This window comes from Vibrio thalassae, assembly GCF_900089835.1.
Taxonomy (GTDB): Bacteria; Pseudomonadota; Gammaproteobacteria; order Enterobacterales; family Vibrionaceae; genus Vibrio; species Vibrio thalassae.
Map to the genome: position 1 here is coordinate 23,267 of NZ_OANU01000014.1, position 21,429 is coordinate 44,695.

Genomic DNA, 21,429 nt, shown 5'->3' on the forward strand with positions numbered 1-21,429 from the left:
TGTATACTTAGGATATCTAAGCTTTATGGTTGATGGAATAGTCATGGAGAGCAAAAATGCCCAGTAAGTTTGCACTTAAAAGAAAAACGAGAAGTGGTGTACCGTTGAAAGCCCTCAGTGTATGTTTATCGGTAGGTTTATCTGCCCAGGCATATGCTGTGCCTAGTTATGAGCTCACATATGGTGATTGGAAGCAGATGTGTGGCCAGCCTAACCAAGCGTGCAATTTTTTCCTCAAGGGCTTTTTGCAATCCGCTTCTTTTTGGACTCAGTGGGTTGAAGATGCGGCGTTACTTCGCCCTGATCTTAAAAGAGCAAATGATATCGTGCGTTGGGTCAGTATGCCTCAAGATAATGGTCAGCTTTGCTTACCAAGAAACATTCAGTTTGAATCAGTAAGATCTCATGTCGATCGATCCCTTGAGCTGCTGTATCGAGAACAGCCTGATTTTACTCCAGGGCCCAGTACATTGCTTACAGGGCCTGGTTTAAGGGTAAATCTGTATGATGCATTTAAGAATGCGTACCCTTGTCGATCACAGTAAGTGGCATATACGATCTGCAACCTTCTGATGTGCTTCTCTCCGTTCTTCCAGAAAGTCGTGACGGTTGTAGATGCCCTCAACGCCTTTGAGTTTGTGATTTAAGCAACGCTCAGCCACCTGTCCGTCAATGCCTTCGGCAGAAGCTAGAGTTCTGAAGGTGCGGCGTAGGTCATGGACAACAAAATAGTCAACCCCTTCCATTTTATTTTTGGTTGGCCTCTCTTTGTCACGACCAAACAGATATTTAATAGCGGTGGTTATTGTATCTGAGCCCATGTATGGATTTTTGCTCCTCCTTCTACTCGGAAATACATAATCGGAATCAAGAGCTCTGATTTTGAGTTCTTGCAGCCATTCCACAGCTTGGCGAGGAAGTGGGATAGTTAATGGTATGCCATTTTTGGTTCTCTCTTTGGGGAGCTCCCAGATCCCATTATCTAAATCAAACTCATCCCAAGGCGCTTGGCAGAGCTCGCTATTTCTGACGCCTAGCACTAGATATAAGCAGCAAGCTAGATAGTTTTCTCGTGTAAAGCTTACATTGTTCTCTCTGAACACTCGAAACACAGTTGCTATCTCGTCTTCGGTCAAAACACGCTCTCGACTTTTTTCAACACCTCCTGCGTCGTTGACACGAAAAGCTGCTGCCGGGTTGAACTGTGTGAGGTCGAGTTTGTTTGCATGTCGAAAAAGCTGTTTCATGTACATCAAGGTGTCATTTGCGATGCTTTTGCGGCCACTATCTACGACGCGCTTGATTACTTCTCTTACATCAAGAGCAGTGACTTGATCGATTCTTATTTTGCCCATCACTGGGTGGATTTCTTTGGTGTAGATACGCTTGGGGATGTTGGCGTGTTGCAGTCTTACTTGAAGATCGTTTTTATACCAATCATCGAACAGTTGCTCGACGGTTTCTATACCTGACCATTGACGGCGTTGACGTTCGGCCAGTGGATTTATGCCTTGTTTAATGAGCTTTCGCTGCTGGAAGGCGGCATCGCGTGCGTCAGCAAGGGATAGTTCTGGGTAGGACCCAAGTGTCATTTCTGGACGACTGCCGTTGATTGAAAATCGCAAGATCCAAAACGGTTCTCCAGAAGCCGGTACAACGAAGTACAGACCATTACCGTCTGCGGTTTTGCGTGGTTCATCTTTGGCTAAAGCGGCGACTTTACGTGCATTGAGCTTGCCCATAGTGTTCTCCTTGTCATGGAAAGTTACTCACCATTTAAGGGCATACTAGATCAATCCTACTCACCACTAAACTCACCAGCTGGTTGAAAATAGAGGCAAAGACCTGAAATCTTCTGAAAACAAAAAAGCCCCTATTTACAGGGGCTTGGTAAGCTTAAGTAAGCTCAAAGAGACTCAAAAAACCTTATTCGATGTTTTGGATCTGCTCACGCATTTGCTCTATCAATACTTTCAACTCCACACCTGAGGCTGTGATATCCGTGCTGATAGACTTCGACGCTAGCGTGTTTGATTCGCGATTGAACTCTTGCATCATAAAATCAAGACGACGACCTACAGAGCCACCTTTCTTCAAGATGCTGGTGGTTTCTTTGACGTGAGAATCTAAGCGGTCTAATTCTTCAGCAACGTCAGATTTTTGAGCCAACAAAATGAGTTCTTGCTCTACACGTGAGGCATCAAGCTCAATGTTTGCTTCTTCAAATTTGCCAAGCAGGCGTTCACGTTGCCAGTCAAGAATTTCTGGCATACGAGCACGGACTTTAACGACTTCAGCAGTAATGGCTTCAAGACGCTGAACAATAAGCGCTGTCATGTTTTCACCTTCGCTAGCACGAGCGTCGATGAAATCACTTAAACCTTGCTCGAAACCTTCAAGCAGAGCCTTGTTAATGGTATCCATATCTTGTTCTGGCGTTTCCATCACACCCGGCCACTGCATCACTTGGAATGGGTTTAGGCGAGAGTCTTCACCAGTCATTGCCATCACTTGCTTCGCGGCACCAATCACTTGTTGAGCGAGCGTTTCGTTGATATTTAACTCGCCTTTTGCAGCAGGGTTCGCTTCAAAGCGCAGATGACATTCAACTTTGCCGCGTGCTAGGCGTTTGCGAAAACGCTCACGAAGTACAGGTTCTAGACCACGAAACTGCTCAGGAAGACGGAAGTAAGTTTCTAGGTAACGTTGGTTTACTGAGCGGATTTCCCATACTGCGCTACCCCAGTCACCTTTGACTTCTTTACGCGCGTATGCGGTCATGCTGTAGATCATGGATTGATTTCCTTGGATTGATAAATTGTTCAAACTGTCTTCATGTTAGCATAGTGAGGTTCGCTAAGTAATACACGTTGCGATATCCATTGGCGTATGTTTGGCTAGATGCCCACGCTAAGGATGCTAGACCCGTCTTGCCATCTTCGCTATAATCTTCGCCCAACCAAATCCTCTTCCCCAACAAAGGTAATGTCCATGCGTCCAAATGATCGCGCAGCAGACCAAGTGCGCCCAATAAAAATTACTCGCAACTATACCGCGTATGCAGAAGGTTCTGTATTGGTCGAGTTCGGCAATACCAAAGTGTTGTGTAATGCAACGGTTGAGGAGAATGTACCTCGTTGGTTAAAAGGCCAAGGTAAAGGCTGGGTAACCGCTGAATACGGCATGCTACCACGCTCAACGCATTCAAGAATGCGTCGCGAGGCGGCTAATGGTAAGCAAGGCGGCCGTACTATGGAGATTCAACGCCTGATTGCGCGTAGTCTTCGAGCTGTTGTTGATTTAGAAGCAATGGGTGAAATCATGATCACGGTTGACTGTGATGTGATTCAAGCTGATGGTGGTACGCGTACAGCGTCTATTTCTGGAGCCAGTGTAGCCATGGCGGATGCGTTCGCTCACTTGGTCGCTAAAGGTAAGCTGAAAGCAAACCCAATGAAAGGGCATGTTGCTGCGGTATCTGTGGGTATTTTAGGTGAAGATATCCTTTGTGACCTTGAGTACACAGAGGACTCCGCAGCTGATACCGATATGAACGTGGTAATGACTGAAGACGGTCGAATGATCGAGATTCAGGGTACTGCAGAAGGTGAACCGTTCACTCACCAAGAGTTAATGGCATTGCTGGAATCAGCAAATAAAGGCATTGCCGATATCGTTGCAGCTCAGAAGCTGGCATTAGAAGATTAATTGATAGCTCCCGTAAGGGGGCTATTTTTTTGAGTAAAGAAAACACTAATTACAAAACGTCATCCTCACGCGAAAGTGAGGATCTTTGTCCGCAAGTGTGGCGCTCTTATGTGAGTGACTTGCTGCACGAGATCCCCTTTTTCAAGGGGATGACGAGTGCACTGCGTGGGTGACGCAATGTACATTGTGATTAAATTAAAGAGAGAGAAAAAATGAAAGCATACCAGCGTGAATTTATTGAATTTGCACTAGAGAAAGAAGTTCTAAAATTTGGCGAGTTTACCCTTAAATCTGGCCGTAAAAGCCCATACTTCTTCAACGCTGGGCTTTTCAATACTGGCCGCGATCTTGCGCGTTTAGGTCGCTTTTATGCGGCAGCATTAGCAGATTCTGGCATTGACTATGACGTTTTGTTTGGCCCTGCATACAAAGGCATCCCAATTGCTACAACCACGGCTGTAGCGCTAGCTGACCACCACAATGTGGATACGCCATACTGTTTTAACCGTAAAGAAGCAAAAGATCACGGTGAGGGCGGTAACTTGGTAGGCAGTCCACTAGAAGGTCGCATTATGTTGGTTGATGATGTGATTACCGCAGGTACAGCTATTCGCGAGTCGATGGAAATTATTAAAGCCAATGGCGCTGATTTGGCCGGTGTACTTGTGGCGATTGACCGCCAAGAGAAAGGTAAGGGTGAACTGTCGGCGATTCAAGAAGTGGAGCGCGACTTTGGCTGTGCGGTTATTTCGATAGTGAGCTTAACGGACCTTATTACTTTCCTTGAAGAAAAAGGTGATAACGCTGAGCAGTTAGAGGCGGTGAAAGCCTATCGTGCGGAGTATGGCATTTAAACGCAAGAATATGTAAGAGAAAAGCCCCATGTAGAGTGTTCTAGATGGGGCTTTTTGCTATTGGTTACTTAGCGTGACAAAGTAAGGCGGTGCGCTCAGCATTTGTCGCGACTGGCTGGCTACAAGAGATGTGCCCGTGCGCCATTTTATCCCACTGCTCTTGTCTATTGTTTCGGAAGATAATATAAAACTCGTCGGCTTGTTTTATTTCTTCGATGTTCTGAATTGCTTTCGCTTTACCACTGCTGTAGTACTGACCGGAATAAGGTCTTGAATGTAAGTAGTAAACAGGAATCGATTTATCTATTTTTTGGAAAATAGACTTATCACTATTATCAGCAACTTGCCCCGTATTGAGTAACCAAGTTGCGACAATTAAAGCAACAGGCACGATAAGTGCAGCAATTGTCAACCAAAGCGTGTCTTTTTGTTTCCAGAAAATGGCCATTAGAATCGCTATCGCGGGCGCTCCAGGCAGCACGTAGGTCGCTAAAATATTACTCGACATGGTGAACAAAATAAGAGGGCATAGTGCCCACCAGATGGCGAAACTGGTAAAGCCATGATTGTTTTTAGCTTGTTCTAGACCAAATTTCGCTCTAATGATCATGAGTAGCGGCAAGATAAGCGACCAAGGTAATATCGCTAGAATCCAGAAGAACCAGATCTTGCCTTTTGCTTCTTGATGACCAGCACCATACAGATCACCGGTCCAGCCTGGCTCAACAAAACGCTTGTAGTGCTCTCCGACAATAAAATAATCAATGAAACCTGGTGTTGCGCGCTCTGCCATGAGGTACCACGGCAAGGCGATAGCGAGCATCAGTAATGTCCCTTTAATCAGAGGGAATCGACGCCATAGTTCGACAAAGGCTCCAACAATACCATGCTGAATGACCATCCACGGAAATACGGCCAATCCGAACAAGACTATACTTACAGGGCCTTTTGCGAGTAAGCCGATGGCTAAGCCGACAAAACCTACATAACCCCATAGTGTCTCACCACGCCAGCATTGATAGAAACCTATCATCGCAAATGTCAGCCCGAAGGTGAGCGCCATATCTGTCATGACCGCGCCTGCGGAGATAGAGAAGACTAACGTTGTTGATAGAACAACAGCGGCAACAAGAGGATGGTAGCCATTCTTTTTGGCAAACCATGCTACTGCCCCAACTACTATCACACCAGCAATCCAGTGTGGCAGACGTAAAGTAAATTCCGACAAGCCAAATAGCTCAACGCTTGTCGCACTCATCCAAGTAAATAGTGGTGGTTTGCCCCAAAAAGGCACGCCATAATCATAGAGAGGCGTTAACCAGTTTCCAGTTTCCACCATCATTCGCGCCATTTCCCCATACCGAGATTCGGTAGTATCCATTAGTGGATAGAATCCAAGAGAGAGTAGACGGATGAGCAACGCACCAATTAGCAAGGTCCATAGCGTTCGCTCTTTATTAATCATTTTGTTAGCTCCAACTTGTCGCCAAAACAGAGAACAGGGTTTCTGTTACAAATCAAAACAGGATGATAGCTATATCATCCTGCCAAATAAAAACTTACGGAGTCTCACATACTCTTTAAGTGTAGGTCAATAAATTGGCAAGTAATCTATTGTTAAGGAGTGTAATTTTACAAAAGAAGCTCTTATGCTAGACCACTTTTTTCGTTTGTAGCGCTTTTTCAATTAATGGCGGTACAAATTGACTTACATCACCGCCGTGTATGGCTACTTCTCGAACCAATGTAGAAGAGATAAACGCATGCTCTTCAGCTGGAGTGAGAAAGACGCTTTCTAAACCCGGCAACAAACGTCGGTACATATTGGTTAAGCCGAATTCATATTCAAAATCGACAGTAGTACGTAAGCCACGAATAAGGACGTTCGCTCTCTCATCTTTCGCAAAATTGACTAATAAACCGGAGAAACCTTTTACAGAGACGTTCTCTAAATGCTGGGTGACCTTTTGGGCAAACTCAACCCGCTCATCAAGCATAAACATAGTGTTCTTACTGGGGCTGGCGGCAATGGCGATGATCACCTCATCAAACATAGTGGCCGCTCGCTCTATAAGATCTAGATGACCATTGGTGATAGGATCAAATGTACCAGGGTAGATAACTCGAGATAAACGCTTCTGGGTCACAATGTCTGCTCTAAGTAAGAAATTTTGTTCAGTGTAGCATTTTATAGATGCGAACAAACAGACTCGCAACAGTTATCATTAATCCAATGACTTGTTATTATTCTTGCGTTGCTAGGTATAAGAGATCAAAGAGAAGTATTACATGAAAAATATTTTAGTCGTTCGTAACGATAAAATCGGTGATTTTATGTTGGCATGGCCGAGCTTTGCGATGCTGAAAGCCTCTTTACCGGAGTGCCGTATTACGGCTCTTGTGCCCAATTATACAGTGGCTTTGGCAAAAGCTTGTCCGTGGATTGATGAGGTGATTGTTGATTGTGGAGAGGAAGCGAGTAAGCGTGCTCAAGCCACACTGGTGAATACCTTAAAGGGAGCAAAATTTGACGCCTCCATTAATTTATTTTCCACGACGTACAATGCTCTATTGGTTTGGAAAGCGAAAATCCCTTACCGCTTGGCGCCTGCAACTAAACTGGCTCAAATCTTCTATAACAAACGTATTAAACAAAAGCGTTCACAAAGTGCTAAGCCAGAGTTCGAGTATAACCTTGATCTGATTCGCGCATTTTTGAGAGATCAAAACATAGATATTATCGAGCCTCACGCGCCTTATTTCTCGTTTTCTCTCGATGCCTTGGCGAAACAAAAAGAAAAGCTCTCTACCGACCTAGACCTGAATAAAGGCCTACCTTGGATTTATGTGCATGCTGGCAGCGGAGGCTCCGCGAACAATTTGTCTCTTGAACAGTACTGTGAGCTGATCTGTGGTATTGAGTTGAATGCAGAAATTGTTCTCACCGCGGGCCCTGGTGAAGAAAAGAAAGCCAGACAGTTACAGCAACTGCTTGCTGAGAATACTATCCGCAGTGTGGTCTATGAGAAAAATGATGGGCTGGTGGATTTCTCGTGCTCATTGGCGTGCGCGAGTTTGTTCATCGCAGGCTCGACAGGCCCGCTGCATATTGCTGCAGCGCTTGATGTACCGACAGTTGGATTTTTCCCGGCTAAGCGTTCTGCAACGCCGTTAAGATGGCAGCCTATCAACTCAGAAGGAAGACATTTGCCGTTTTATCCGCCGCATGCGACCGATACTGGGGCACAAGAGGATATGTCTAGAATTGATGTTGTGGCTTTACTTCCCGAGATTAATCGCTGGATACATCAAGGTTTATAGTAAACAAAAACAGACCTCAATTGAGGTCTGTTTTTGTATGTCTATTACATTACTCTTTGGCTTGCATGACACGATAATTTAACTGCCATTTCATGAGTTCATGGTAGGCCGATATTTTCTGTTTGACATCATCGGGGACGGCGGCAGCGCTTTGTGGTTCAAGGTATAGGCTATTTTTGTTCCAAGGGTAGAAACGCATGGGTTCCTCTAAAGACACAACTCCATCCTTATTAATCCAAACCTTGGTATTCACTCCAAATGCCTTGTTGGGGTTATCTTGTTCGGCCATCAAATTACGACCGCCGACATTGAGGTAGGTAGCATTAGATAAGCTCACACTAAATAGTGTGGGCATAATATCTTTGTGAGCACCGATTCGTTGAGGCTCATAGGTGATGCCTATATGTTGATGTAATCTCTCTGGGATGTAGAGATAAAAAGGCACGCCTTTGTCTAGATAAACCTCTTGTGGCATCTTCGCTGCAATACGACGCATTTGATGATCGCCCGTCGCGGCAATAATCGTAGGGCGAGATTGGTCTTTCTGGTTTTCGTTTTTGATATCCGAAATGAACCGACCTAAGCTGTCAGCAGAGTATTGGAACGTAGACTGAATCCCTTCTGGAGCGATTTGACCTTGTCCTGCTCGCTCTCGATAGTCGTCACTGACATGAGTCGGGTAGGCGTCGTAATAGTCGGGTGTCACATAGGGAGGATGATTGGTGACTGACAGTATAATGATAAATAGAGGTCCCTGCTCGTCGGCAAGAAGCTTTTGAGTGTATTTAAACGCCACATCGTCAGGCAGGCCCCAGTCAGTCATGTATTTAGCCGATTCGGGGTAGGTGTTGAGCAGTGTGTTTTGGTCTACGACTTGGTCGACGCCTTGAATAGGCAAATAGTCGGAATAGTTTCGCCACGCCATATTGCCAGGGGATACAAAAACGATTTTGTAGCCAGCGTCTTTATAAGGCTTAAAAGCGGTGCCATCTAATGTCAAACTCTGTGCCGATGATTGACTGATCGATGGGATAGGACTGTTAAACATTATTTGCGCAAGTGATGGCGCAGTTCCGTTATCGGCAGGCAAGAAATGCTCAAACAAATAATCCGATTCAAAGTGTTGACGTAGGCTACCGAGCATATCATTCGTTTTTGGGTCATCGAAGGCCAACATATTTGAGCCCAAACTCTCCATCACCACTAAAACCACGTTCGGTTTGGTATCCTCCAGATAAGGATTGACCTCAGTTTGGATATAAAGCTCGTTTTCAGCAATCGTGTCTTCTATCAGTGACAGGCCTTTTTCTAGTGTGACATCTTCAAATTTAGCGTCTTGTTTACGTGCTTTTAAAGCCCAATCGATGGCCATAAATCCATTGGGGGTGAGTTTGTTTAGCACCACCAAGTCAGAAACCTGTGCGTTGGCTTGGCGAAGTGGGAATGTACCGATGGAACCGCGGGCAGCGATCACAAAAATGACAATAGAAATCAAGCCATAAACAGTTACGGGTAATGTTTTCCATGGGGACATAATGCGTTCAGAAACGAGGATTTTTTTCGCTAACATGCCGCTTAGTAACGCCGCGAGCGCGGATAAAATTGTACATTTAAATATGGGGTAGTCTTGCCACATATTCGCCACCACGGCTTTGGTGTCATCCTCGAAGAAACCAAACATAAAAATGTCGAAATGATTGTGATAGGTTTGGTAATAGAAGTAATTACTAATAGTGACAGCCGCTATCAAAAAAGTAATTAGGGCAGAATATAGCGGCGCAGCGGCCTTAAGTGCGCGCCATGTCATCGGGTGACAGGCAAAGATTAAGCCGAAAAGGTAAAGTGGAGCAAAGGCAATCGCCGTGACACGAAAATCATAACGAAGGCCAGTGACAACCATGCGCCACAGATCTGTATTACGCCCAGCCAACTGACTAAAGTCCACGAAATCGGTGAACATAACCACTCTACCTAATAATAAAATAGTGGTGGTTAATAAAACCTGAAACCAGACCAGTCTAGTGAGTTGTCGGAAGTGTTGTTGATAGTTCATATTATTACTACTTTTTGTCTTGCTGAGGTTGTGATGTTGCAGTGCGCACCCATAAGTCGGCGTATTTCACAAAGGTTGAATGTGCAGATAATAGAGAGAGTAACAAACCTTGTTTGCCATCTAAAAATCCCGCTTTGATAATGTACATTTTTACAAAGCAAGCTATTGCATGAATGATCCCTTGAGAGATACTTGAATGTTTACCACGCTTCTCTCGTTGTTCGGCCCAAGCTTTGGCATAACCCGCTGACTTTACTAAGTAGTGATGGACATCATCGTAGGTGTAGTGGATTAAATCACCGTTCAGCGTCTCAATATTCATGTTGTTATTCGTTTCAACTTTCTCATGCACCAAAGAGTCGTCGTATTGAGTTAGCTTGGTTGGATAAAGACGCAGTACTTTGTCAGGATACCAGCCGCAATGTTTGATAAAGCGACCAAAGACCCAACTTAGTCGAGCAAATTGATAGATAATGGAAGGTTGGTTTTTTTCTACCGCTTCGATAATACTTTTTTTAAGCTCTGGAGTAACGCGCTCATCGGCATCAAGCCAGAATACAAAATCAGACTCTACATGACTTTGTGCCAAGCGGCGTTGTGGTCCAAAGCCTGGCCATTGAGCGTTCAGGTGGAATTTTGCTTTAAACTCGTCGGCGATTGCTTTGGTATCGTCAGTACTGCCAGAATCAAGAATAACGATCTCATCGACCCAACCTTGAACGGTTTCAAGACAAGCACGTAAGTGCTTAGATTCGTTTTTTACAATCATTGCGACAGCAAGTGTTGGTTTGGTCACGGTAATGGTCCTTGGTTTGTACCCCCGGTTATTATCGAGGGATAATGTCATTCGTAAATTTTCGCCGTCTCTAATTATCTCGTCATCCTCACGATAGTGAGGCTCTCCCAAAGCGAGTGATTACGTGAATAACGACATGGTAAGTAAAGCGTACTCAGCTCCACAGTGCGCTTCATGAGATCCCCTTTTTCAAGCGGATGACAGTGGATTTACCCCTTGGATTAACCGAGTCTTTCCGCCTCGATAACCCGATCGAACATTTCAATCACGTTATCTGACGAAATTCGCTGCATTGCTTTTTTATCCTTAACTCGAGCCCGCCAATTCAGCTCTGCACTTGGTTTTCCCGTTTCAGCTAAAATTGCCTCTTCATAGACAGACACGACATAATCCTGATAGTTATACGGCCCGGTTCGCTTAGGGTTATGGTGAGCATACAGGCCAATAACTGGCGTTCCCATGGCGTTAGCCATATGAGTAGGGCCAGTGTCTGGCGCAATAACTAAATCGGCTAGATCAAGAAGGGCAAGCATTTGGAGTAAGCTACTTTTACCCACCAGATTGGTAATCGGCGATGAGAGGCTTTTCTCAATCTTTTCACTAAGCTCAATTTCGATCTGAGCAGGGCTCCCCGCGAGTAGTATATTCCAGCCTAGCTGCATCGCATGTTCAATCACATCCGCATAGCCTTCGGCGGTCCAGTTCTTATAGCCTTTACTTGCTGCGGGCACGATGACCAAATTACGCTTATTAGCAATATATTGCTTAGCCCAGGCATACTCTTCCTCAGAGTATTGAAGTTGCCAGTTAGGTTCTGTAGCTGGTATTCCCAGTGTTTCGGTAAAAGCCATTAGCCCATCAAGAACGTGCATTTTTCTCGGGGAAGGAACTTTTACATTAGTAAATAGCCCTTGAAAGTCTTGCGCACGCTCTTCATCAAAACCAAGTTTATATTTTGCCTTGATGCCTAATGTCGCAATACTAGCGCGAAATGCGTATTGCATGTGTAACAGAGCGTCAAACTGCTGTCCTTTCAATTGCTGCCAAAGTTGTTTGTAGCCTTGCCAACCAGCTTTTTTATCAAATACAACAACCTTGATACCAGCAATGCTCTCAAGCAACTGAGCTTCAAGTTTACTGGTAATCCAAGTTATTTTAGTCTCGGGCCAATAGGTTTGAATGGCTTGTACTGCTGCAATGGTGTTACAGACGTCACCAATGGCAGACAGACGCAAAATACAAATGGATTTAGGAGAAGTATCAAAAAGTGCCATAAAATCGCAAAGCAAGGGACAGATGTAAAGATTATGCAGGGGGGCGGTTTGAATGTAAAATCAGAAACAGATAGAGCGAGTGATTAGTAAAAGCTTGAATAGAGATTTAGGGCGAGAGTGTGAGAGAGATTCAAGAGAACAACGTAGTTTATTGGTTTGATGAAACGCTACTAAAAGAGCCTGTGCAGAGCGTGTTTGAGCCGAAATATTGGCAAGCACAGCAGCGTGTTCTTGGTAGTGCACAAGGGAGGGGCACGACGTGGTTTGTGCAAACGGAAACCGTTTCGGCAGCTTTGCGTCATTATCGCCGAGGTGGGTTATTTGGAAAGCTCATTAAAGATCAATACTGGTTCTCTGGCTGGGAGCAAACTCGCTGTTATCAAGAGTTTCAACTGCTTCATACTCTTATCGAGGCGGGTGTAAACGTTCCTCGTCCAATTGCGGCAAGAGCAGTAAAAACAGGTCCGTATTATCGCGCCGATCTATTAAGTGAAAAGGTAGCCAATGCGCGTGATTTAGTGGCGATCCTAAAAGATGGACCACTAACTGCCGAAATGTACCAAAAGATCGGTGCCGAGATACGCAAGATGCACGATGCACAGGTGAACCATACTGATCTTAATATTCATAATATACTGATAGATAGTGCCGATAAGGTATGGATCATCGATTTCGATAAGTGTCATACCCAGCAAGGGGATGATTGGAAGCAGGCTAACTATGATAGGTTAGAGCGCTCGTTTGAGAAAGAAGTACAGCGAGCCGGCATTCATTATCATGCCGACGATTTTTTGCAAATCTGCCCTTAGTCACTTACTGATTTCAGTGTTCGGTCAATCGCGCCTTGGCTCTGCTTTACTACTTGCTGCGCTGAGTTGGCCAATGCCGCGAGTGCATCTGGGCTTTGCAATAGTGATTCAACCCTCTGCGCTAGTTCGTACTCGTCTTGCACCAACTCAATGGCGTTTGAGCTGCACATCTGTTCAACAACTTGGGTGAAGTTGAAATAGCTTGGTCCGGTTATACAGGGTATGCCAAGTGCAGCGGGCTCGAGCACATTGTGTCCGCCCACTTTTTTACCGATTAAGCTGCCGCCCATAAAACACACATCACTGGCCGCTAGGTAAGCCATCATCTCACCCATGGTATCACCCAAAAAAATAGCAGTGGTATGGGTAATTGGCCCCTGAGTTTGGCTCTTCCGCTCAACGGAAAAACCGGATTCTATGCATAGTTTTTCGACTTGGTTAAAGCGCTCTGGGTGCCTAGGAACTAACAGCAATAGCGCATCAGGAACCGTTTGGAGCAAGGTTTTGTGTGCCGCGATGACCTTCTCATCTTCGCCTTCGTGTGTGCTGGCTGCAATCCATACAGGCCGTGTTGTGCCTAGTGTCTCTCTAAGCTGTTTACCGTGTGCAAAACTTTCAGGTTGCACTTCGATATCAAACTTAATCGAACCTGTCACCGAAACTCGGTCAGAGTCGACACCGAGCCGAATAAAACGCTCTGCGTCTTCATTGAACTGACAGCAAAAGCTATCGATATGTTGAGCGGCCAACCAAAAGAAAGGTTTTACTTTAGCGTAACGCTGGCAAGAGCGCTCCGACAGGCGAGCGTTAATAACAGTGATTGGAATGGCAGCACGACTGACCGCACGTAGAGTGTTCGGCCAAAGCTCTGTCTCCACTATGATGAATTGACTAGGCTTAACACGATTTAGAAAACCGTTGATGGCAAAGCTAAAGTCGAGCGGCATATATCGGTGCTGAGCAATGTCGGATAGCTTGTCTGCTTGCTCAGCGCCGGTAGGTGTAGTGGTCGTTATAACAATATTGTGGCTAGGGTTGGCTTTGGCATAACGGCGAATCAGTGGACTAACGGCAATAACTTCTCCCACCGACACCGCGTGAAACCATACCACAGGATGGTCTTCATTTCGTTCGATCTCAGCCGTGGCTCCAAAATGTTCCTTCCAACGTTTTCCAACGCTAGGCTTGCCGGGCTTTTGTTTAAAAAGACCATAGAGAAAAAGCGGAGCAACTAGGGTAAGAAGCAGGGTGTAGAGCAAACGAAGCATGGTGTTTTTCTCTATGACTTGTGCTGAGGAGGTTGCGAATCTGAGAAGGTCCACAGCTTGTGAATAATGTAGGTCACAATAGGTAAAATAAACACCACCATAATGACGCGCAAGTAACTGTTTATGTCTGAGAATATCTCGCTAATACCTTGAGCAACCAGCAAAGCGCCGAATTGCACCATAAAAAATCGCAGTGCGTTACTCCAATTGACCGGTTTTTTGAATACCAATAGCGTTTGTGCGAAGTATGAAAAGATAAACGCCAAGCTAAAGCCAAAAACGTTGGCGAGGAACACGTTATCCTGAACCATGTGCAAGTAAACAAACGCGACCGCAATATGAATGGCGGTGGCAATACCGCCAGTCAACGCAAAGCGAATCAATCGATATTGTAGTAAGCGATCGAGCAGTTGGGCCATGTTACTCGACTCGGTCTTTTGGCTCACTCGTACTCGTGAGGCTATCTTCTTCAATGATGTAAGTCGGTCTGCGTTTGGATTCCATATACAGGCGTCCGATATATTCACCCATCACGCCAATCCCAATAAGCTGCACACCACCGAGAAAAAGCATCACAGTGATCAACGACGCGTAACCCGGTGCATCAATGCCGTAGATTAAGGTTTTCACTACCGTAAAGCTGCCATAGACAAAAGCCAAGGCGGAAATGAACGAACCAATATAGAGCCAAATGCGCAGTGGTGCGGTACTGAAACTCGTTATGCCATCAAGCGCAAAGTTCCAAAGTTTCCAACCGTTAAAGCTCGTCTCTCCCGCTTCACGTGCTTCGCGTTTATACTCGACCACTGAAGTTTTGAAGCCAACCCAGGAGAAAATGCCTTTCATAAAACGTTGGTTTTCTGGAAGGAGCTGAATGGCTTTTACCACTCGGCGGTTAATGAGTCGAAAGTCTCCAACATTTTCAGGAATCTCAACTTGAGCGACGGCATTGTGAAACTTATAGAAAAGCTCAGCCGTTAGCTTTTTCGCCCAAGAGTCTGTGCTGCGATCAACGCGTTTCGCAACGACGACATCAAAGCCCTTTTCCCATTCGCGCAAGAAATCATGAATAAGCTCTGGAGGGTCTTGTAAGTCAGCATCGATAGGAATTAATACTTCTCCGCGCGCGACATCAATACCAGCGGTAAGTGCGGCTTCTTTGCCAAAGTTACGAGATAGATTGATCAGTCGAATAGCGGGATATTGTGTTTGGAGGTTTTTAATGGTCTCAAGTGTGCGGTCTTTACTGCCGTCATTAATGAGAATGATCTCATATTCGTAATTAGTACTGCTCAGTACGGCACTAATACGCTCCATGAAAAGCCCAACGACTTGTTCTTCGTTGTAGCAAGGACAAACGATAGAGATTATTGGATTTGTGACAATCATTGGCTTTCTCTGATCTGGTCGATGCCGTTTAGGCAGCGAGTTAAGTTTTGTTTTCTTTTTTGCTGAAACATCTCAGAAGCTTCAGGCCCCTGTTGTTTTTCTTTGTGGTAAAGATGATACATTGCACATCGCCCAAGCACCGTTTGGTTTTTATAACCCTGAGCATTTAAACGATAGAGCAAGTCAGTTTCTTCCATACCGTAGCCTTCAAAATCTGCATCATAGCCATTCACTTCAATTAATGACTTTCTCGGCATCGCCATGTTGGCGCCGATAGCACCTCTTTTCTTTTTGTTCCAGAAGTTGACTACAAACTCTGGAAAGCGGATCCCCATTTCGGGGCGTTTGAGATTACGTTTTATCGCGTGCCAGAGCAACCAAACAGGTTTTTCAAGCGTATCCAGTGATACTTGGTGAGTGCGCAAAAGGTGACTTGCCCCATTATACATGTCAACGCGTCGACCGATTAGTATCTTGTCGCTGCAAAGATAGTGACGGTAATCTTCTATGTAGTACTTTGAAGGAATACAGTCGTTATCAGTGAAGATGATATACTCGGCGTCAGAACTAGCAATGGCTCGGTTGACAATGCTCGTTTTTCTAAAACCGTTATCGGGTTGCCAAATATGTCTTATGTTTAGACCAAGAGCGCTATACAGATCAACTAATGTTTTTACTTCTGGTCCCGAGCCGTCATCAGCGATGCAGAGTTGAAAGCTTTTGTCGGTCTGTCTTAAGTAACCCTCGAAAACAAGTTGCATGTCACGAACATTATTGTAAGCGGCCATAATGACCTCAATACTTCCACTCATTAGTGATTGCTCCTCAGCGTTTGCGGTTTTGGTGGCCAAGCCAAAATTAGAGTTAGCATAAAGAAAAATATAGCAGTCTGAAATTCAAGATTATTGCTGTATACCAAGCCAATGCCGGCATAGGTGAGAATAAGTAGTATCCCCGCCCAAGCAACCTTACTTCCAGTTATTAATTGCTTTGTAAATCCAATTAATAGAGTCACTAAAAAACCTAGGTAACAAAGGGTATAGATGATACCCATACGGACTAAATTATCGATGTACTGATTATGAAAATCATTCAAAGACATTTGATTGTTAACTCTTTGCTGCATCTCTTCGATTGAGCCTATGGATTGCAAATATTGAGAGTAAAGAGTTTCAATCTGATGGTCTCCAGTCCCAAACAAGAACACAGAAAGGTGGTTTTCAATATTATCTAAGGTAAAACCGATGCCATTATTCCACATTAAAAATCGAGCATTATTTGATTCGTTATTGTTGGCGAAAATACTGGCGACATTGTCGTAAATACCAGAAAAAGTGCTGGATTCTCGAGACAAAAAGAGTAGAGCCCCTAAAGCGAGTAAAGAAAGTAAAAATAATTTCTTGTTTTCCAATGCAAGGAACATGAAGACTGTCATCGCGACAAATAGCAATGGTCCCCGAGAGCCGCTTGCGAGTAAAGCAACAAAGCATAAGGTTGCCAGTATGATCAACAGTACTCGCCTCTTCTGTGCTACCACACCGCGATAGTAGGTGAGTCCGATACACAAAGCGATGAAGTAGGCGAGGATCTCACTCCAGCGTCCGACATCCCAAAAACTGTGGAGTCGGAGTCGCCCTTGAGGAAAAGAATTCTGCACGACATAGACATACACGCAGTAAGCTAGGGCGACGATGACACCGAGTAGCAGTGCATTTAGAGCAGTGCGTTGATGTTGCTGTACCATTGGAATAAAAAAGGGGACTAGCAATAAGAACGCCCCTTTTCTAGCAAACCAAGAGAAGTCTTGTGTACTTAACGGTTCAATAAAAGTAGTAATAAGCCCGAGAACATAAAGAGAAATACACGCTATCGTAATGTTACGATGAAAAGGTTGGTCAGATAGAACGGTTTGTTTAGTCATCATTCCAGCCAAAGCTGTAAGCAGAATGAGAGCAAAGGCGATATTCATTCCCGCTTTGGAGACAAATAGAGTAAAAAAAGTGAAAGCAACAGTCACTTGTGTTGCGCGCATATAAATAGAGTTATTGTTCATACTGATATCTTCACTTTATTAATCGAATGACCGTGTCTGGTGTCAGTTGGTTTAGACAATCCATATGACCAAGTGGGCACACTCTTTTAAAGCATGGTCGGCATTCTATATCAGTATTGACGATAGAGACGTTGTTACTCAGTGGTGGCGTGTAATCCGGAGAGCTTGAACCGTAGATAGCGATAATATTACATCCCACAGCAGCGGAAACATGCATTAATCCCGAATCATTACTCACCACCGTATCACAGGCGGCAAGTAAGTCTATCGCTTCAATGAGAGAAGTATTTCCTGCTAAATTCGTACAGTACTTCCTTGCTTCTTCTGTTAACAATGCTTCGATTTGACTTGTTACTTCACGATCTTTCGCTGAGCCAAACAATAATACTTGTTTGCCTTGCTCTATCGCGTGTTGAGCAACCTGTGCGTAGTAGTGCTCGGGCCAACGTTTAGATGGACCAAACTCTGCGCCGGGGCATAAGCCTATCGCTAGGCGTTGATGAGATATTGCAAACTTATCGAGTGCTGCAGATTGAGCAGCGGAGTTTACGGTAAGAGATGGACGAGGACAGCGCTCTAGACTCACTTCATCCATCATTGCCTCTTTGCTGGAGGCAAGTGCAACAAACCGTTCAACATAATATTGAAAGATACGTTTGTTAGGCCTTAGGTCAGTAAGCAGTCCGTAACGCATTTCACCTTTCCACCCTATGCGATTAGGGATACGCGCGAAGAGAGGAATCAGGGCGGACTTTGCTGAATTGGGAAGGACAAATGCATGACTATAACGAGCGGCTTTAAGCTCTCGACCGATTTGCCAGCGACCTTTAAGGTTAAACGAGCCATGACCGATAGGCATTTCTATCGTTTGATTGATCTCAGGCATGCGCTCTAAGATTGGACGGCACCAAGCCGGAGCGAGGACATCAATGGTCGCCGTGGGATGCTTGTCTTTAATCGCTTTGTACAAACTTTGAGACATTACCATGTCTCCGACCCATGAGGGGCCTACTACTAATATTTTCATATAAATCAGCCGATAGTGTCTATTATCTGCTTGAGCTTTTGTTCAATATCATTCCAATCGAGCATATTGATATCTGGAATGTCGGTCTCAAGGGCTACGCTTGTATAAGCGCGATCAGAATTAGGGTGCCATTGGTTAAAGTTATCGGGGTCGGGATTGTAAAGTGCCAGTTGAGGTTTATTTAAACCCGTTGCCATATGCACAATGGCAGTATCCACTGAGATGACAAACTCTGATCTCGCTACGAGACTTGCTACATCAAGAATAGAACGCGATACATCATAGTGTAATGCATCTAACTGATATTGCTTTATATATTCGTTTGTTATTGCGACCGTATCTGGTGAGGAGATCAGAATGACGTTCAAATGTTTGTCGTGACGTTTAACCATGGTGACGAGGCGCTTGATGGATTCACCATTAAGCTTTCTCGAATTGCCACTACCATAGGCGTTGAGCACACAAAACGGTGTCGCAGAGTGCGCTGCTATGTATGAGTCTGCCGTTGCAATAGAGTGTTGGTCTTGTGGAATTACGTAACGTCGAGCGTGCGCTGTGATACCGATTTCTTCTAATAGATAGGCAAAGCGTTCTGCGAAATGCATCGAACGAGTTTTCTCACCAAGTTTGATATCAACGATTTTCAAAGAGTCTTTAAGGCCCGCAATATGTTTAGCTCGACACTGACTTAAAAAGAACAAATCTTTCATCTTAGGATTGAGGGTCAGCGAGACGAGTAAGTCACAATCACCTATTTGTCGGCAAGCGTTTGTAATATCGCGATACTTAGGTCTTTTTTTAAGCTCGATAACTTCATCTGCCCCCCAATAATCCAAGAATAGGGAACGCATTGCGCTTGTTGTTACAACGGTTACTTTGATAGCAGGATTAAATGCCTTAATGTCTTTAGCGACGAACGAGGAAACAAAAGAGTCACCAAGCTTGGCATCGACTCTCAAGATCACAACATGTTGTATCGATTTTGGATCAAGCGAGTTTGTTGAACGAGCTTTATCGAACAAAGCAATGCCCAACTTTTGGCGTATTTGATCCCGCAAAAGCTGCAATCTTGAAATAAGTTGTCTCATTGATCAGTTCTTCACTTTTCTAAACAGATAATTACCACGAATCTTGCGCCATAACCCAAACACATCGGTTTTCGGGAAAATCGCAATACGTCGTATTTGGTAAGGATCTTTATGGAACAGAAGTGGACCAGAATTCGTTGCAACCGCGTATTGGTAACCGGCATCTTGGGCGATGTCTTTAGAAGCTTGGTTATGCTCACCAAATGGATAAGCAAACGAGGTTAATGGTTTGCCTAATATTTGCTCCAATGTTTTTTTATTCTCGACAATCTCATAACGTTGTTGTTCGTCGGTCAAAGTGTCAAGTTTAGGGTGAGTTAACGTATGCCCACCGATTTCGATGTTGCCGGATTGTGCTAATTGCTGGACTTGCTCCGCGTTCATCAAGGGTACTGACTTTTCCGGGTTACTAGGGTTTTCGACATCCCAGCGATTAAACGTTTCACCCGTCACCACATAAACCACAGCTTTAAAATCGTACTTTTGTAAAACGGGAAGCATTAGCTCTAAGTTATCAACATAACCATCGTCGACCGTCAGCATAATGTAACGTTTACCTGCTTCGAGCCTGCGAATTAAACGTCCATCCTGAAGATCCTCAAAGGTTAACGTTTCGAATCCCATTTTGTTTAACAAGGCCATATGTTTATCAAACATATTGATATGCAAATAGGTACCGTGAACGCCTTTTCCACTGTCATCGCTAATAAACCGGTGATACATGATGACTGGCATCTCACGCCTTAGTTTGGTGACATAGACATCCTGATAAATGTCCTCAATCTGATCAACAATAGTCGACAACGTATAGTGTTCACGTATCGTGTCGCTGGTGGTTGATGAACAGTGTGCAGAAGCAAGACCTTGCTCAACAAGAGCAGGAATCGAGTTAAAGTCGATATCGAGGTCTTTTGGTCCTATATCACCAAAGTTAGTCGCCATTGCTTCAGTAATATTTTCTTCGTTAACGATACCAACACATTTTGCTTCACCAACCGCGAGAGTAGGTCGGCCGCATAGCAACGACTCCATAGCAACACGCCCAGCCCCAATGACCAAATCTGCTTCACTTAGCATTGTCGGCACATCATTGGTATAACCAACAAAGTTAACCGTGGAGGTAAATTTATCGAATCGCGTTTCAAATTTAGAGCCTGTGACCACACGAATATCGTATTTGTCAGCATCTAAGCACTCATCAAGCAAGCGATAACAGAGATCGCCTTTTGGACCCGTTAAGCGACCAACAATGGTAATAACCGGCTTGATGTTATTAGGAGCTTCAACCCATTTGAAGTTGTCAGTTTCAATACCATTGCGACTTACTTCCATTTGTTCTAATGGGACGGCTAAGTCGTTGTGTAATTGATCGCGAATCGCCTCACAAACTGGTAGTGCTTTATCGCCCATAGCATGAAACTTTTTCCGCGAAGCATGCACAGGTTGACGACCATGAACGGTTGTCACCATTGGCGTACCAGTCAACTTACAAGCGACATGACAACTCCAGCTTGATGCACGAGAGTGCGCATGGACTAGCTGGATATTATGTTTTTTGATTAGGTATATAAGATAACCCACATGCCAAAAGCGACGCGGAACGCTGCGTTTGTTAAATCGCAATGAGAAAAATGGGCCGTCATGGGGCTTTGTTAGCGTATCAGAGACATAAAACACATTATGACCCCGAGCGGTTAACTCGTTTCCGACTGTTGTTGCATAAACTTCAGCTCCAGTCACCTCTAATTGAGAAAGGGCCATCAGAATGTTCATTAATAAATATCTTCTA

Annotated in this window: 20 protein-coding genes; 5 read left to right on the forward strand and 15 right to left on the reverse strand. The window is 44.6% G+C overall.

From position 1 onward, the window contains the following. Nucleotides 1-56 precede the first annotated feature (56 nt). Nucleotides 57-545 (forward strand): hypothetical protein, encoded by a 489-nt coding sequence (locus VTH8203_RS07185; RefSeq protein WP_096993050.1) that lies wholly within the window; start codon nucleotides 57-59, stop codon nucleotides 543-545. Here VTH8203_RS07185 and VTH8203_RS07190 read toward each other — a convergent pair. Beyond that, complete coding sequence (locus VTH8203_RS07190) at nucleotides 537-1,742, reverse strand: tyrosine-type recombinase/integrase (protein ID WP_017042237.1); 1,206 nt, start codon at nucleotides 1,740-1,742, stop codon at nucleotides 537-539. The two genes, VTH8203_RS07185 and VTH8203_RS07190, sit on opposite strands and share 9 nt — an antisense overlap. 184 nt (nucleotides 1,743-1,926) lie before the next feature. Next, a complete protein-coding gene (locus VTH8203_RS07195; RefSeq protein ID WP_096993051.1) occupies nucleotides 1,927-2,793 on the reverse strand; it encodes a YicC/YloC family endoribonuclease in 867 nt (288 codons plus the stop codon). Between the two features lie 198 nt (nucleotides 2,794-2,991). On the opposite strand from VTH8203_RS07195, the gene rph reads away from it, so the two are divergent. Together rph and pyrE are read left to right on the forward strand one after the other, a co-directional pair. Beyond that, nucleotides 2,992-3,708, forward strand: a complete 717-nt coding sequence (gene rph / locus VTH8203_RS07200) for a ribonuclease PH (RefSeq protein WP_096993052.1) — start codon at nucleotides 2,992-2,994, stop codon at nucleotides 3,706-3,708. A gap of 212 nt (nucleotides 3,709-3,920) precedes the next feature. Then, entirely contained in the window at nucleotides 3,921-4,562 is a 642-nt protein-coding gene (gene pyrE, locus VTH8203_RS07205) for an orotate phosphoribosyltransferase (protein ID WP_096993053.1), read from the forward strand. Between the two features lie 64 nt (nucleotides 4,563-4,626). On the opposite strand, the gene VTH8203_RS07210 is transcribed toward pyrE, so the two are convergent. Both VTH8203_RS07210 and coaD read right to left on the reverse strand, forming a co-directional pair. Next, nucleotides 4,627-6,024: an ArnT family glycosyltransferase gene (locus tag VTH8203_RS07210; protein WP_096993092.1), complete on the reverse strand. Its 1,398-nt coding sequence runs from the start codon at nucleotides 6,022-6,024 to the stop codon at nucleotides 4,627-4,629. Nucleotides 6,025-6,214: 190 nt separating this feature from the next. After that, nucleotides 6,215-6,709, reverse strand: a complete 495-nt coding sequence (gene coaD, locus VTH8203_RS07215; protein WP_096993054.1) for a pantetheine-phosphate adenylyltransferase — start codon at nucleotides 6,707-6,709, stop codon at nucleotides 6,215-6,217. Nucleotides 6,710-6,851: 142 nt separating this feature from the next. Between coaD and VTH8203_RS07220 the strand changes: the two genes are divergently transcribed. Next, nucleotides 6,852-7,883: a glycosyltransferase family 9 protein gene (locus VTH8203_RS07220; protein WP_096993055.1), complete on the forward strand. Its 1,032-nt coding sequence runs from the start codon at nucleotides 6,852-6,854 to the stop codon at nucleotides 7,881-7,883. Between the two features lie 49 nt (nucleotides 7,884-7,932). On the opposite strand, the gene VTH8203_RS07225 is transcribed toward VTH8203_RS07220, so the two are convergent. The 3 genes from VTH8203_RS07225 to VTH8203_RS07235 form a co-directional block, all read right to left on the reverse strand. Further along, entirely contained in the window at nucleotides 7,933-9,843 is a 1,911-nt protein-coding gene (locus VTH8203_RS07225) for an LTA synthase family protein (RefSeq protein ID WP_158296075.1), read from the reverse strand. A gap of 100 nt (nucleotides 9,844-9,943) precedes the next feature. Then, nucleotides 9,944-10,783: a glycosyltransferase family 2 protein gene (locus tag VTH8203_RS07230; protein WP_096993057.1), complete on the reverse strand. Its 840-nt coding sequence runs from the start codon at nucleotides 10,781-10,783 to the stop codon at nucleotides 9,944-9,946. A gap of 170 nt (nucleotides 10,784-10,953) precedes the next feature. After that, complete coding sequence (locus VTH8203_RS07235; RefSeq protein ID WP_096993058.1) at nucleotides 10,954-12,006, reverse strand: glycosyltransferase family 9 protein; 1,053 nt, start codon at nucleotides 12,004-12,006, stop codon at nucleotides 10,954-10,956. A gap of 119 nt (nucleotides 12,007-12,125) precedes the next feature. On the opposite strand from VTH8203_RS07235, the gene VTH8203_RS07240 reads away from it, so the two are divergent. After that, complete coding sequence (locus tag VTH8203_RS07240) at nucleotides 12,126-12,815, forward strand: 3-deoxy-D-manno-octulosonic acid kinase (protein ID WP_096993059.1); 690 nt, start codon at nucleotides 12,126-12,128, stop codon at nucleotides 12,813-12,815. On the opposite strand, the gene waaA is transcribed toward VTH8203_RS07240, so the two are convergent. Genes waaA through VTH8203_RS07280 form a run of 8 tightly spaced genes read right to left on the reverse strand, consistent with a single transcriptional unit; the run spans nucleotide 12,812 to nucleotide 21,413 of the window. Next, nucleotides 12,812-14,083: a lipid IV(A) 3-deoxy-D-manno-octulosonic acid transferase gene (gene waaA / locus VTH8203_RS07245; RefSeq protein ID WP_096993060.1), complete on the reverse strand. Its 1,272-nt coding sequence runs from the start codon at nucleotides 14,081-14,083 to the stop codon at nucleotides 12,812-12,814. The two genes, VTH8203_RS07240 and waaA, sit on opposite strands and share 4 nt — an antisense overlap. Before the next feature lie 11 nt (nucleotides 14,084-14,094). After that, nucleotides 14,095-14,529 carry a GtrA family protein gene (locus VTH8203_RS07250; protein WP_244181160.1) on the reverse strand — a complete coding sequence of 145 codons (435 nt, stop codon included), beginning with the start codon at nucleotides 14,527-14,529 and terminating at the stop codon, nucleotides 14,095-14,097. Next, nucleotides 14,504-15,472, reverse strand: coding sequence for a glycosyltransferase family 2 protein (locus VTH8203_RS07255; protein ID WP_096993062.1), 969 nt, complete (start codon nucleotides 15,470-15,472; stop codon nucleotides 14,504-14,506). Before VTH8203_RS07255 ends, VTH8203_RS07250 begins: the two co-directional genes overlap by 26 nt. Continuing rightward, nucleotides 15,469-16,284 (reverse strand): glycosyltransferase, encoded by an 816-nt coding sequence (locus VTH8203_RS07260; protein ID WP_096993063.1) that lies wholly within the window; start codon nucleotides 16,282-16,284, stop codon nucleotides 15,469-15,471. Before VTH8203_RS07260 ends, VTH8203_RS07255 begins: the two co-directional genes overlap by 4 nt. Continuing rightward, nucleotides 16,284-17,525 (reverse strand): O-antigen ligase family protein, encoded by a 1,242-nt coding sequence (locus VTH8203_RS07265; RefSeq protein ID WP_096993064.1) that lies wholly within the window; start codon nucleotides 17,523-17,525, stop codon nucleotides 16,284-16,286. Before VTH8203_RS07265 ends, VTH8203_RS07260 begins: the two co-directional genes overlap by 1 nt. Nucleotides 17,526-17,535: 10 nt before the next feature. After that, the gene (gene waaF / locus VTH8203_RS07270) at nucleotides 17,536-18,552 is read right to left on the reverse strand and encodes a lipopolysaccharide heptosyltransferase II (RefSeq protein WP_096993065.1); all 1,017 of its coding nucleotides are present in this window, start codon (nucleotides 18,550-18,552) and stop codon (nucleotides 17,536-17,538) included. 5 nt (nucleotides 18,553-18,557) lie between these two features. Then, on the reverse strand, nucleotides 18,558-19,640 hold the full coding sequence (locus tag VTH8203_RS07275) for a glycosyltransferase family 9 protein (protein ID WP_096993066.1): 1,083 nt from the start codon (nucleotides 19,638-19,640) through the stop codon (nucleotides 18,558-18,560). Between the two features lie 3 nt (nucleotides 19,641-19,643). Then, on the reverse strand, nucleotides 19,644-21,413 hold the full coding sequence (locus tag VTH8203_RS07280) for a bifunctional glycosyltransferase family 4 protein/polysaccharide deacetylase (RefSeq protein WP_096993067.1): 1,770 nt from the start codon (nucleotides 21,411-21,413) through the stop codon (nucleotides 19,644-19,646). Between the last annotated feature and the right edge of the window lie 16 nt (nucleotides 21,414-21,429).

What these genes read in the sequence shown, in the direction of transcription:
- VTH8203_RS07185 (WP_096993050.1), top strand. Translation starts at nt 57, where the DNA reads ATGCCCAGTAAGTTTGCACTTAAAAGAAAAACGAGAAGTGGTGTACCG.
- VTH8203_RS07190 (WP_017042237.1), bottom strand. Translation starts at nt 1,742, where the DNA reads ATGGGCAAGCTCAATGCACGTAAAGTCGCCGCTTTAGCCAAAGATGAA.
- VTH8203_RS07195 (WP_096993051.1), bottom strand. Translation starts at nt 2,793, where the DNA reads ATGATCTACAGCATGACCGCATACGCGCGTAAAGAAGTCAAAGGTGAC.
- rph (WP_096993052.1), top strand. Translation starts at nt 2,992, where the DNA reads ATGCGTCCAAATGATCGCGCAGCAGACCAAGTGCGCCCAATAAAAATT.
- pyrE (WP_096993053.1), top strand. Translation starts at nt 3,921, where the DNA reads ATGAAAGCATACCAGCGTGAATTTATTGAATTTGCACTAGAGAAAGAA.
- VTH8203_RS07220 (WP_096993055.1), top strand. Translation starts at nt 6,852, where the DNA reads ATGAAAAATATTTTAGTCGTTCGTAACGATAAAATCGGTGATTTTATG.
- VTH8203_RS07225 (WP_158296075.1), bottom strand. Translation starts at nt 9,843, where the DNA reads ATGTTCACCGATTTCGTGGACTTTAGTCAGTTGGCTGGGCGTAATACA.
- VTH8203_RS07230 (WP_096993057.1), bottom strand. Translation starts at nt 10,783, where the DNA reads ATGACATTATCCCTCGATAATAACCGGGGGTACAAACCAAGGACCATT.
- VTH8203_RS07235 (WP_096993058.1), bottom strand. Translation starts at nt 12,006, where the DNA reads ATGGCACTTTTTGATACTTCTCCTAAATCCATTTGTATTTTGCGTCTG.
- waaA (WP_096993060.1), bottom strand. Translation starts at nt 14,083, where the DNA reads ATGCTTCGTTTGCTCTACACCCTGCTTCTTACCCTAGTTGCTCCGCTT.
- VTH8203_RS07255 (WP_096993062.1), bottom strand. Translation starts at nt 15,472, where the DNA reads ATGATTGTCACAAATCCAATAATCTCTATCGTTTGTCCTTGCTACAAC.
- VTH8203_RS07260 (WP_096993063.1), bottom strand. Translation starts at nt 16,284, where the DNA reads ATGAGTGGAAGTATTGAGGTCATTATGGCCGCTTACAATAATGTTCGT.
- VTH8203_RS07265 (WP_096993064.1), bottom strand. Translation starts at nt 17,525, where the DNA reads ATGAACAATAACTCTATTTATATGCGCGCAACACAAGTGACTGTTGCT.
- waaF (WP_096993065.1), bottom strand. Translation starts at nt 18,552, where the DNA reads ATGAAAATATTAGTAGTAGGCCCCTCATGGGTCGGAGACATGGTAATG.
- VTH8203_RS07275 (WP_096993066.1), bottom strand. Translation starts at nt 19,640, where the DNA reads ATGAGACAACTTATTTCAAGATTGCAGCTTTTGCGGGATCAAATACGC.
- VTH8203_RS07280 (WP_096993067.1), bottom strand. Translation starts at nt 21,413, where the DNA reads ATGAACATTCTGATGGCCCTTTCTCAATTAGAGGTGACTGGAGCTGAA.